This window comes from Vibrio hangzhouensis, from assembly GCF_900107935.1.
GTDB classification, from domain to species: domain Bacteria; phylum Pseudomonadota; class Gammaproteobacteria; order Enterobacterales; family Vibrionaceae; genus Vibrio; species Vibrio hangzhouensis.
Map to the genome: position 1 here is coordinate 308749 of NZ_FNVG01000001.1, position 12630 is coordinate 321378.

7 protein-coding genes are annotated in these 12630 nt (G+C 47.1%); 2 read left to right on the plus strand and 5 right to left on the minus strand.

Going from position 1 to position 12630, the window contains the following annotated elements; all coding sequences use genetic code 11:
- Positions 1-220 precede the first annotated feature (220 nt).
- Together C4S60_RS01340 and C4S60_RS01345 are read left to right on the plus strand one after the other, a co-directional pair.
- A complete protein-coding gene (locus C4S60_RS01340; RefSeq protein ID WP_103878518.1) occupies positions 221-1147 on the plus strand; it encodes an SMP-30/gluconolactonase/LRE family protein in 927 nt (308 codons plus the stop codon).
- Between the two features lie 103 nt (positions 1148-1250).
- Positions 1251-2042 (plus strand): IclR family transcriptional regulator, encoded by a 792-nt coding sequence (locus C4S60_RS01345; RefSeq protein WP_208623227.1) that lies wholly within the window; start codon positions 1251-1253, stop codon positions 2040-2042.
- Between the two features lie 99 nt (positions 2043-2141).
- On the opposite strand, the gene C4S60_RS01350 is transcribed toward C4S60_RS01345, so the two are convergent.
- The 5 genes from C4S60_RS01350 to C4S60_RS01370 all read right to left on the minus strand — a co-directional run bounded on the left by C4S60_RS01350 (position 2142) and on the right by C4S60_RS01370 (position 12617).
- Positions 2142-2918, minus strand: a complete 777-nt coding sequence (locus C4S60_RS01350) for an IclR family transcriptional regulator (RefSeq protein ID WP_103878519.1) — start codon at positions 2916-2918, stop codon at positions 2142-2144.
- A 134-nt stretch (positions 2919-3052) separates the two neighbouring features.
- Positions 3053-8065, minus strand: a complete 5013-nt coding sequence (locus tag C4S60_RS01355; RefSeq protein ID WP_103878520.1) for an NPCBM/NEW2 domain-containing protein — start codon at positions 8063-8065, stop codon at positions 3053-3055.
- Between the two features lie 181 nt (positions 8066-8246).
- Positions 8247-9770 (minus strand): CoA-acylating methylmalonate-semialdehyde dehydrogenase, encoded by a 1524-nt coding sequence (locus C4S60_RS01360; protein WP_103878521.1) that lies wholly within the window; start codon positions 9768-9770, stop codon positions 8247-8249.
- A gap of 50 nt (positions 9771-9820) precedes the next feature.
- Positions 9821-10978, minus strand: coding sequence for an iron-containing alcohol dehydrogenase (locus tag C4S60_RS01365; protein WP_103878522.1), 1158 nt, complete (start codon positions 10976-10978; stop codon positions 9821-9823).
- A gap of 151 nt (positions 10979-11129) precedes the next feature.
- Complete coding sequence (locus C4S60_RS01370; protein ID WP_103878523.1) at positions 11130-12617, minus strand: FGGY-family carbohydrate kinase; 1488 nt, start codon at positions 12615-12617, stop codon at positions 11130-11132.
- Between the last annotated feature and the right edge of the window lie 13 nt (positions 12618-12630).

The window sequence follows — 12630 nt, forward strand, 5'->3', positions numbered from 1 at the left end:
CTTCAAGTGCCAGATTCAATTCACTTTATTCTTCAAAAGTATAGAAGACTTCTTTTACGTTATTGGATACTAATCAGACTCATTTCTGCCAAAAATCTGTTTTGAACACGTGGAAACACAAAAATGATTTGCTAGCCATCACATTTCTAGTAACGACTTATCTTGCTTACTTAATATTATTCCTATATTGATACCTATTGTATCAATATAGGAATAATATATGTTTTCAGTTAAAGGCGTCAAAGCAAAGATTGGCGAATCCCCCATCTGGAGAGATGAATCACAAAGTCTGTTTTGGGTTGATGCGGCGGGGCAAGACGTGTTTGAACTTCAAACCCAAAGCAAGAGGATTGTTCGCTATAAGGTGCCTTTCGACATAACTGCCATTGCGATTTGCGAAAACAGGCAGTGGCTCTGCGCCAGTAAGCAAGGTTTTTTCTTGTGTTCACCGGACTTTACTAACATATCGCCACTCATTGATCCCTGCGCTGACATACCACACTTACACCTCAACGATGCCGTCACGGCTCCTAACGGAAATCTATGGTTTGGAACAATGAATACGGAGAATTTAGAGTCTCCTGACGGAAAGCTTTACCAACTCAATGCGAACACTGCGCTTGAAATGGATTCTGGATTCAGCGTTGCCAACGGCATAGCATTCAACCCTATACTCAAACGCGCCTACTGCTCAAATATGTTTCAAAGAAAAGTGTACGAGTATCAGCTCGATGATTCGATGACACAAATAGTTGAAAAGTCTGTGTTTGTTGAGTTTGGTGAGAGCAGGGGCTACCCAGATGGACTGTCAGTTGATAGCCAAGGAAACCTGTATATCTGTCATTGGGACAGCGGCGTCATTTCCTACTATGCGCCGTCGCAAGCCAACGTCGGTCATGCCACACAACTTGGTGAAATCAATCTTGCAGTCAAGCATGCCACCCGCTGTACCTTTGGCGGCGAAGATTTCAATACCTTATTCGTTACAACAGCAGATTATGAGCTCACCACTCAAGAGTCGGAGTTATACCTCAGTTCAGGAGAACTCTTTGTTCTCGATGCTCCAACTCAAGGGCGAGAAGAGTATCGTGTCAATACAGACGTTTTGCTACACTCAAATCATGTCTATGTCTCTTTAACCAGTTGAAACTCGTAAAATACTTTGGGAATATAAAGTCTTGCTGCCCACATTACTGCGTTAACGCAGTGGCATTGGATATTATTTTGGGGTGAGCTTTTAAAAGGAATCTATGGTGTCGGAAAAAGTAAATTCAGTCGATCGTCTTATCAACGTTATTGAACGAATTGGCGAAGCAAAGAGCCCTATCTCGGCATCTGATATTATCTTCGAGTCAGGGATTCCTAAGCCTACGTGTCACCGATTGTTGCAGCAACTCGATGACGCCAGCTACATCCAGTCCGATGAACGCGGTCATTTCTATCCTGGTTCACAAATGCTGTCTATTGCATTAGATGTGAGATGGACCAATCAGCATAAACTGCAACGACAAGCTATTCTGCACGGCCTTTCTCGTAAGCTAGAGGAGACATGCGGTTTAGCGTTAGCGAATGATGACGCTAGTCCACATATGGTCTACTACGACCGAATTCAAACTAATTGGCCTCTGCAGATTGTAATCCCAGTGGGATTTCCAACGCCACTATGGGCTTCCGCGAGCGGTAAACTTTACTTAAGTACGCTTACCCCACCGCAGTTACGCCGTGTGTTGAGTAAGATTGAGCTTACCCAGTGCGCAAAAAATACCATCATTGATAGACAGAGTCTTAAAAAAGAACTGAGTCTCATCCAGCGTCGTGGATACAGTGTCGATAACGAAGAGTTTATCGACGGTATGGTCGCCATAGCTCTACCGCTGTACGACCAGATGGGGCACTTTATGGCTGCGTTATTCTGCCACTGCCCTAAAAGTCGAAAAAACGTTGATGACTTAGAAAATTACTTACCTATATTGCGTACTGCACAGAGCAGTTTAGAAGCGGTGTATCGAGAAATGAAAGAGTTGGCAGATGGTAGTGCATGAGCCATATGAACATAGCCATCGACCTATCGGTGCAAAGGTCTCAATCACTTCTGGGCCATCGATTATAGGGCAATCGACTTACTGACCTATTCGAACCAGCTATAACTCATTAAGCGTAAACTCAGCGATCTCTCGTGCAGCCGAATGTAAATCAGGAAGATGAGTTTTTAATTTCTCCAAAGAGGTGCGAAAACTTGGCGCATGACAAAACAGGTAACCAAAACTGATATCATCAGAGCCTATCGGCACTGAAATTGCCACCATACCGTCAACAAATTCTTCATTGTCTTCACCAAATCCTTGTTCAGCAATACGACTTAGCTCTTCGAGAAACAAACCTTCATTGGTTATAGTATTCGGTGTGTATTCAGTTAACCCCATATGCTGCACGACGTTTTCGCGAATTGAAGTATCCAATGAAGCGAGATAAAGCTTACCCGATGCGGAAGCAGCAATCGGAACCGGACTCCCCTCTGCTAAATTGATTTGCAGCGGCCAGTTACAATTCACACGCTCAAAGTAAATCATTTCAATACCATTAGGGACTGAAATGCCGCACGTTTCACCAATCGTGTCGGCAAGGCGTTGCAACACTGACGTTCTTTGTTCAGAAAAGCGTTGGTTCTTCAAAATATCATGGGATAAAGACTGAAGGTTTGGCCCCGCGATAACGCGACCAATGATATTTTCTTGGAGATGGCCCAAAGAGATAAGCTGGTTGATCAGTTTATTCGCAGACGCTATCGGCATAGACAGTTGTTCGGCGATGGACTCTCTGTTGAGTTGACCGCGACTCTTTGCCACGATGGCGAGCACTTGTAATACTCGGTCTAGAGTTGAACCTTTGGTCGTATTCGCCGAACTAGAGCTTGTCATAGAGCTACATTCATCCTTGATGCGGTATTCGATATGTTTTGAATAGCCTATTGCTTTTACTGACTAAGTGCAACCTTGTACAAAGCCTAAGTAACAGATATTAAAAGGGCTTGCCGAAGCAAGCCCTATTCAAGTTAGTTCTGCAGTAGTTTCGCATCTCCCCAACTTGCGTGGTCATAGCCATTGCCATTTCCGGCATCATTCACCTTGAGTGTGATAGTCGTAGCGTCTACTGGAATATCAACAGAAACGGATTCAGCGTTATCTGAACCGGTCAATGTAGCGCTTTGATAGTACAACACGCCATCCAGTTCTACTTGGAATACTACCGAGCCAGAGTTACCCACTTCGTCATCAACACCAACACTAGCGGTAAAGCGACTGTACTGACCTGCAGAAATGGTATAAGTGATCGTTGAGTTCGCATGTACCCCCAATCCTTTGGCGAAGGTTTGTCCGCCTATTGTAATGATGGTGCCATCTTGCGCTTCTCGTTCCCCATTACTCATGTCTTTTTCGATGGGTCCCCAGCCGTTGGTTGAGTTGTCTTCCTGTAAGTCGCTAAGATAAACGCTCGTTGGCGGTATTGGCGAGCTTCCTGGATCCTCAGTCATAAAAAGATTACCCGAACCGTTATCGGATGGATGAATCCAGTTGCTGTCACCGTCTGGGTCGTAGGCGAACGCCAATCCAGTATGAGGTCCACTGCCCCCATTGCCATTACTCAGCCTCAACTCAAACTGATGCCAGCCAGGGGATAAGTTTAGGTTGCCAGTCGAGACTCGATCGCTCCAGAGATCGCTACTTAGTACTAGTTGTCCATCAATCCATAGACGCGTCTTATCATCATTGTTTTCACTGAATGAAATCTGACCGTCAGCATCGTAGATATAACCAGTAAACACTTCGGTAGTATTACCAGCAATAGCATCTTCCGTTTCGCTTAATGAGGTTGTTATTGACGCTTTCGGGTTAGCATCGGTTTCATTAATATTGCCCGAAACGGTGCCGTAAAACAGCCCAGGTACGGCGGCACTGCCCCCTTCACTTGGTGTGCGAAGCTTAGCGTCCCCCCAAGAACCATGGTCACTACCGACTCCGTCACCTGCATCACTCACCACTAGCTTGAGCTCCTGCGCGCTACTTGGAATGTTGACTTGCACGTACTCGGCAACATCACTTCCTCGTAATACGCTACTTTGATAAGCCATCAAGCCATCAAGCCAAACTTCAAACACAACGGAGCCTGAGCTGCCCGTCTCATCATCAACACCGATGAAAGCTGTAAACTGATCGTAGGTGCCACCTGTCAGGCTATACGTCACTTCTGAATGAGCATGAACACCAAGTCCTTTGGTAAATTCACTACCACCAATGGATATCGTTTGACCATCACCCGCAGCGTTTTCACCGACACTGGTGTCTTTTTCAATCGGTCCCCACCCATTGGTTGCACTTGTTTCCGCTAGATCACTGAGGTAGGTATAGGTGGTCGCTTGCGGTGGTTCAGGCACCACAATCTCAGGGCCTTCGTATTCAATTTGCTCTAGATACGCCACCAATGCAGCGCGCTCTGCGTTATCCGCCACGCTATGCTGCGAGCCAATTTGCAACACGTCATCCAGCGTTGCCGCTTGACCGTTATGGAAGTATGGCGCGCTACCCCAAAGACCTATCAAACTCGGCGTATCAAAGCCAGTACCTGCCAATGAAGTACCGATGCCTTGCCCTGAAGACGCATCAATGGTGCCGACATCGTGTCTCTGCATATCGGTGTAGTACACTCCTGTATGACAAGTGTCACACCCTTTCGAGGCAAACAGAGCTTGACCCGTTAAGGCTTCAGCAGTTAACGTGCCAGAGGCATCTCGGTGTGGACTTTTAGGGAATTGATTTAAGCTACTGACGTAAAACGCAAGGTTATCTAAGTCTTCACTTTTGCCTGCTTTCGATGTCCCTAGCGGGTTTTCCGACAGGCTAAACAAGGCGTCTACCATAAATCCACGACCACCGAAGGCGTAGCGAATATCGTTTTCGAAATCCTGTATCTCGTCAAAGTTCGCTGTCCAATGCACTCGACCATTACCTGTGCCTGTCTTGCCCAATAAAGAGATGGTGTTTCTTAACCCTTCACCACGGTCGGTAAAGTCCCACACCCTATGGTCACTATCGCCATCTGCGTGGCAGCTGGCACAAGATATGTAGCCATCTTGAGTCATTCTCGCATCGGCTGCGTTGTAGAAGATCTGTTTGCCGCGTAGCACTCGTGGATGCAGTGTTTCGTTCGCCACCACAGAGACTTGGGCCAAGGTTGCAATATCACCTCGATCCGTTAAGAACGCATTGACGTCATGCACAGATACCGTTCTTGACATAAAGTTGTGAACAAACAATGTAGTCCCCGATAGTACGAGCCCTCTTGGCGCTAGACCAGTATCAAAAATCTCCCCTGCTCTGTTTAGGTTGTAGGTATTGCGAATTTCAATGCTATTCTGGCCTTCTACCGCAATAAAAATCAGATCACCGATATCACTAAATACGGCGGCTTTAGGCTGCGCGCGATCATCGATATCTAGTGCATTGTCCATGACCATTTTTGAGTTAAGATCGAGTCGGTTGACCACAGCTCTGACCGTCGTTTCGAAAGTCAGTTTTTTTGAAGCATCACCTTCCAGATAAGAACCGCGATCAACATTAGCTTTGTTAGAGGGCAACCAAGCACTATATCCATCCGGAGAGATCGTAACGGAGCCAAGATAGTTAGCAATGCCTCGGCTTCTGTCTGGGCCATCAATTGTTGTCGTATCTTTAGCGATAAGGTAACTCTGATCGATTGTCATACTTGACATATCAACCGCCACTACTTCAGCGTTGGCTTGAGGCGAAATAAAGCGGGTGACCAGAACCTGTGATGACGTGCTGTCTACCGCAATGCCTCTTGCGCTATGACCAACATCCACTGATGCCACTATAGCTTTGGTGCTTGGATCGATCTTAATCAACTTACCACTCGCCTGCAGTGATACAAACGCGTTACCACCATCTGGGGAGAAAGCGATGCCGTATGGCTTAGACCCTCTTGGCAGCACGATCGTATCCACAAACTGACCGGTATTTGTCAGCACAGTGATACTGGCATCCGCCTGATTAACCACCCATAGATTGCCATTTGGCGCAACCGCCAGAGTTCTCGGCTGATCGCCCACCGCAGCTTCCCATAATTTGCCGTACGGAGCTGTGCTTTCGATGGCACTAACGGTATCGTTGTCTTCGTTAACCACAACAACCTGACCATTGGCTTCCACTATGGTTGATGATGCCGTTGGTGAGACCGTTGTTGGTTGACGATATACTGTGATTGGTACCGACTTACTGCTTTCAAACACGCCATCCGCCGTGGTTTCTTTAATCGTCACCACCGCAGACCAATGGTTAGGCTGATTGTAGGTATAACTCGCGTTTCCGCTGTTCGAAAACGGTGTCGAACCACTACCGTCGCCAAAGTTCCAAGAATACTCAAGACTGCCACCTAGCAAAGGGGGCGTAGAAGCAGACACATTAACACTGCTGCCTAGCGTCACTTTATCATTGGCTGACAAGCTCACATCGTGGCCGACTTGCGAGCCCGTAGCAAAGCGATATTCAGTGCGTGCCATCGGGTTACCAGCAAAGTCCTCAATGCCTTCAAGCACGACTTCGTAAATACTGTCCGCTTCTAGTGATTGGGAGGGAGTAAAGTGGATAAATCCAAGGTTGGTGCTGTACTCCCCTTGAAGCGAGGCTGAACTACCGATTTTGGTGACAGTAAACGAGCTACTATTGACCGATTCCATCAACACGCTATCTGATAACGCCACACCAATACGGGTCGATAAAGGTTGCAATGTCGCGTCGATCGCAGGGTTAGCGGCGGAGATATAGGGAGGAACATTGTCCGACATACTTTGATGTGCAATCAAACCACTGCCAGAACCATGGTCGTTACCAACCCAAACTAAGTTACCAAATGGAAACACCTGACCATGGTCAGTGTTGCTGCTTGTGGCATTCAGTGAGCTGCGCCCAAGTTCACGTATGTTGTTGATATCGCTGACGTCTAACACCGCAATATCGTCTTGGTTACCCAGAAACAACTTGTTGTCTTGAACGTTACAATAAAGATTCTCGAATCCAGTAAGCTTTTCATTAACTAACGTCATCGGGTTGGTGGTCGTATCATAAACACGCAAATAGTCGTTGGTGCTTCGCGCCCCGAAATACGCATATTTGCCATCCCAACAGGAAGCATAGTACTTCTCTGGAAGACGATTAACCGTCTTGACCAAGGTTGGGTTAACCGGGTCATCTATGTTGAGCATGGAAAAACCCGCAGTCCCTTCCATGCTGGAAATAAACATGCGGTTACCTAGCGCAAAAACTGGTCCTATGTTGAACCCACCCAGTTCCGAGTTCGGCACGGTTTTCACCAGTGTCGGGTTGCTCATGTCGCTGGTATCAACAATGGTTAACCCTGCATTGCCGCGAGCGATATAAAGATAGGGAGCTTGCCAAAACAGCTGCCAAGAGACGTTGTTGTAATCACCGAAGTTCACGCCAGAAATCGCCAGTTTCGACAAGCGCACAGGATTAGTCACGTCAGACCAATCCCAGATTTCTATCCCTTTCCCCGTTTGGATGGCAATGGTGTTGTTCTCCCCCAAACCAAACGAGTGCGGCTCTCTAAACTCCGCTGTTCTTAATCCATCTCCTGTGCGGTTCAAATCAGCAAGGTCGGGCTCATACACCGTTTTTACCAGTTGCATCGCTTTGGGATTGGAGACATCCAGAGCGATCCAACCTCCTGGCCCTCCACCACTGTCAGGTGCAAATACGCCGACCATATAGCCGTTAAGCATGGTCATGACGTTCACGCCATAGTGTTTTCTGCCAGGATAATCGGGGGGAAGAAAGTTGGTGGTATCGTCAATGAGTGGACGCGATACATGAGTAAACGCCTCTGATGAGCCGTAAGTAAGGTTACCCAATCCGGGACCTTGTGCAGCATTTGCTGCGGCAATAAACGAGGTACTGCATAGTCCCGCTAATACACTGCTCACAACAGGGCGACGCCAAGTCTCTAAAGACTTTATCAAGCGATTGGCTTTCATCGCCTTCTCCTTGTTTTTTATGGTCACTAAACAAAGCTCACTTCTCATTGAAAAGTGAGCACTAAAAAACATGAAGAGGACAGAATCGCCTACCCAATCAATCCAAAATTAGACAGTTTGCCTCGTTGACTCACTGCCCAAATTTAAGCAAACCTACCGCACACCTCCTCACGTCAATGCGTTATTTCATAGTTGGCATGACGAATTCGGCTTGAGTCTGTATGCTGTCCTTTGAACCGACTTTCACATCAGATTCAGGCCAACGAATGGTGATGGTTTTCATTCGAGTAAAGAATCGAACTCCGTCAGGACCGTGCATATGCAGCGGACCAAATAGTGAGCGCTTCCAGCCGCCAAAACTATGGAATGCCATTGGTACCGGAATGGGCACATTCACTCCCACCATACCGATATGAACGTTGGCGGAGAAATCTCGCGCTGTATCGCCGTCTGCTGTAAAGATGGCCGTACCATTGCCATATTCATGATCGTTTATGATTTGCAGAGCTTCTTGGTAGGTATTGACTCGAACAATGCAAAGCACAGGACCAAATATTTCTTCCTGATACACAGTCATATCGGTGGTCACTTGGTCGAACAAGGTACCACCAACAAAAAAGCCATCGCTCGACTGAGCCAGTTCTAATTCTCGACCATCAACAAGTAAGGCCGCGCCCTCTTCCTGGCCTTTTTGAATGTAACCACAAACTTTTTGCTTATGCTCTTTGGTAATCAGTGGCCCCATATCGTTTTCAATCTCTTGACCGTAACCGGGCCCGACTTTTAACGTGGCTAACTTGTCTTGAAGGTGACGAGCCAATGCATCACCCGTTTCATCACCAACAGCGACAGCAACCGAAATCGCCATACAGCGCTCTCCAGCTGCCCCATAGGCTGCGCCCATCAGCGCATTCACTGCACCGTCAATATCAGCATCAGGCATAACCACCATATGGTTTTTCGCACCACCTAAGGCCTGAACGCGCTTGCCGTATTTCGCGCCTTCAGAATAGATGTATTCTGCGATCGGTGTAGAACCAACAAAACTGACGGCTTCGACTCTCGGGTCTTGCAGTAAAGTATCTACCGCTTCTTTATCCCCTTGAACCACATTAAACACACCATCAGGTAATCCCGCTTGTTTCAGAAGGTCAGCAATAAACAGTGGCGCAGACGGATTTTTCTCTGACGGCTTTAAGATAAAGGTATTTCCCGTCGCGATGGCAATAGGAAACATCCACATCGGTACCATGACTGGGAAGTTAAATGGCGAAATCCCGGCCACCACACCAAGTGGCATCATTTGCGAGTGTGAGTCTACGCCAGTCCCAACGTTTAGGCTGTGCTCCCCTTTTTGCAGATGTGGGATGCCGCAGGCAAACTCGACTACTTCTAGCCCTCGAGTGATCTCACCTAATGCATCGCTAAATACCTTGCCATGTTCACGACTAATAATATTCGCCAGCTCATCGCGGTTTTGCTCTAACAAAGTTTTGAACTTAAACATGACTCTGGCGCGATTAAGCGGCGTGATTTTAGCCCATGAATCTAGCGCTTCCTGTGCGATAGTAATTGCCTGCTCTACTTCCTGTTTTGAGCACAATCCAACTTGGTTCTGCACTTCGCCTGTAGCAGGGTCATAAACCGGTAAATGTCTTTCCGACTGACTTTCAACATATTGATTATTAATAAAACTACTGATCATGTTTTCATCCTTGTTTAGTATTCTGAGGCTTAATTGGGGAAATTCAGGCTCTACCAAGCGGCCTTATACAGCTCGATCACTTCTTCTTTGTTTGGAATTCGAGGATTGTTGTTGGGCGATCCAGAAGCCAGAGCTTGCTCAGACATGATGTCGAGATTTGACCAAAACGCCTGTTTATCAATTCCAAAGTCACTCATGGAAGGAACGTTCAGATCCTGATTGATCTGTTTGAGTTCCAGCAGTAGCGCAGCGACTGCATCGTCGTCATTAGCGCTCGCATCAACCACGCCCATTGCTCTAGAGCACTCGGCATACCGTGTTTTAGCTGCTGGAATCGAGTATTCCGTTACCGTCGGTAATAACATGGCGTTGCTCATACCGTGAGGTACATGAAAATGCGCGCCAATTGGGCGACTCATACCATGCACCAAGGCGACAGATGCGTTAGAAAACGCAATGCCTGCGAGCGTCGCGCCGAGCATCATTTGCTCTTTGGCGTATTTATTGTCTGGATTGTTGACGGCTTCACGCAGGTTTGGCGCGATAAGTTTCATCGCCAATAACGCTTGCTGGTCAGTAAACAAGCCCGACTTTCCACTGACATAGGCTTCAATGGCGTGAGTTAACGCATCAATTCCCGTATCCGCTGTGATGCGCTCCGGAGCCGTCATCGTTAAAGTAAAATCAATGATGGCGGCTAAAGGAATAAGACCCGGTCCCATGCATAGCAGTTTTTCGTCATTGGTTTCGTCGGTAATAATGGTCACTTTGGTGACTTCCGAGCCCGTTCCCGCTGTGGTTGGAATCGCAATCAACGGCATAATCGGTGAGGTAACGATATTGGGAACACTGTAATCTCGAATTCGACCTTGGTGCTCCGCAAGCAAAGCAATCGCTTTAGCACTGTCAATCACACTGCCGCCACCCAGTGCGATGACACCATCGTAGTGCCCATCAATCACTTTATTGACCGCCGGAAGTATCGACGCCTCCGTTGGTTCTGGAATAGTGTCAGTGAAAACATCTGCCTCAACACCAGCTTGATTAACGACGGACTTTAGCTGATCAACCTGGCCTAAGGTTTTCATCACTGGATCAGACACAATCATGACGCGACGACAACCCAGCTGGATAGCTATCTCTCCCGCTCGCGCTGTCGCGCCTTCACCTACCTCTAAAAGCTTTGGCAAAACAATAGATTGGCTCATAATTCACCTCATATTTCATATCGATACATTTTGTATCATTATTTAAATTCATTTCTTCGGGACGTAACAAGTCCCCACAACAATGTTGTGGTAAGGCCTTGTTGGCCGCTATCTGTCTAAGTTTGTCGGTTAAAACTCATCAAGCGCTCAATCAATTCAATGAGCGTAATGCATCTCTCAAAAGGCAGTATTTACTGTATCGTGCAGCAAAAAACGCTGAGCGCTTATTGCTCGGCACATAACACTTGTCAGGTTGAAACTGAGTGTTTATTTGCTCTGTTTTTCTTTCAGTGACTGCGCTCATCGCAAGTTGCGCCACCCCTTTCGCTCCAACCTCGTTACAATTTGTCGAAGTAACCGCTACTCCTAATATATCTGCAAACAGTTGGCACCAATACTCACTTCGAGAGGCACCACCGCTAATGGCAATTCGATCCACGTCATACCCTGCTGCGCGCAGTCTTTGGATATGCTCAAGGTGAGCAAATACAATGCCCTCATAAAAGGCGTAGACCACATGAATATCGCGATGCCAGCCCTTCAAACCAAACAAATTGGCAGATTGACCATCTTGCCCGGTCGAGCCATAAAGATACGGATGGAAGGTGGGTAACGTTGGCATTAACTCTACATCTTCCAATTGGCGATTGAACTGTTCAAAAATATTGTTGCCAATACTCGCTTCACGTTCTCTTTGCTGTGAGAAAAAGCGCTCCACCAGCCACTCCAAATTTGATGCCGAGCAAGTACTGGATTCTATGGCTAAATAACGATTCTCAGAGAACTTGCAAGCCATAAATACTTCTTCAGCCGGCAGTTCATCAGTCACTACCTGGTTGATATTCCATGTTCCGGCGACCACCGAGGTATCACCTAACGAACTGGCCTGTGAACCGTATGCGCACGCCACCACATCAAATAACCCCGCAATGACCGGAGTTCCCGCTTTAAGTTTTGTTAAACGTGCAGCGTCTTCGGTTATTGCACCTATCACTTGGTTACTCTCATGAATCGGAGGTAACTTCGTACTGATGTCTGACAACTGGTAGTGATTAAGAAGCTCGAGAGACACTGAGTCGGTCTCAAAATCGAACAAACCCGATGCAGTGATATCTCCCCACTCTGTAGCGCATTGCCCCGTCAGGCAGAAGTTCACATAGTCTTTGCAAAACAGTACCTGACCGATATTTTGAAACGTCCGTGGTTGGTGCTTCTTTAGCCACGTAAGTAGCACCGCTGTTTGAGATGGCCACACGCCTTGTCGATTACGTTTTTGGAGGTCCGTAAATCCCTTAGACGCTTGTAGCAATGCGACTTCGTTGGCAGCGCGATTGTCTAAAGACTTAATACCGAGTAATGGCTTTAGATCAGTATCAAGTAGATAGAGTCCATTTCCATGGCCGCTCGTTCCTAGCGCGATAATTTGTCTGCTATCGACACCGGTTTGCTTAATCAACTTAGCAATCACCTCTGCGCACAGCGACCAGCATTGGTTTAAGTCCGCTTCGGTGTAATCTGGATGAGGGATATGAGTCGGATAATTATTGGCTACAGCCCCTATTTCACAGCCGTGCTCATCGAACAACGCCGCTTTGATCGCCGTGTTGCCACAATCAATTCCTATCGCATATGACTTCATATCCCCTCCTCGC

Excerpts from the sequence above, each read along its gene's own strand:
- C4S60_RS01350 (WP_103878519.1), bottom strand. The coding sequence starts at position 2,918 with ATGACAAGCTCTAGTTCGGCGAATACGACCAAAGGTTCAACTCTAGAC.
- C4S60_RS01360 (WP_103878521.1), bottom strand. The coding sequence starts at position 9,770 with ATGATCAGTAGTTTTATTAATAATCAATATGTTGAAAGTCAGTCGGAA.
- C4S60_RS01355 (WP_103878520.1), bottom strand. The coding sequence starts at position 8,065 with ATGAAAGCCAATCGCTTGATAAAGTCTTTAGAGACTTGGCGTCGCCCT.
- C4S60_RS01370 (WP_103878523.1), bottom strand. The coding sequence starts at position 12,617 with ATGAAGTCATATGCGATAGGAATTGATTGTGGCAACACGGCGATCAAA.
- C4S60_RS01340 (WP_103878518.1), top strand. The coding sequence starts at position 221 with ATGTTTTCAGTTAAAGGCGTCAAAGCAAAGATTGGCGAATCCCCCATC.
- C4S60_RS01365 (WP_103878522.1), bottom strand. The coding sequence starts at position 10,978 with ATGAGCCAATCTATTGTTTTGCCAAAGCTTTTAGAGGTAGGTGAAGGC.
- C4S60_RS01345 (WP_208623227.1), top strand. The coding sequence starts at position 1,251 with ATGGTGTCGGAAAAAGTAAATTCAGTCGATCGTCTTATCAACGTTATT.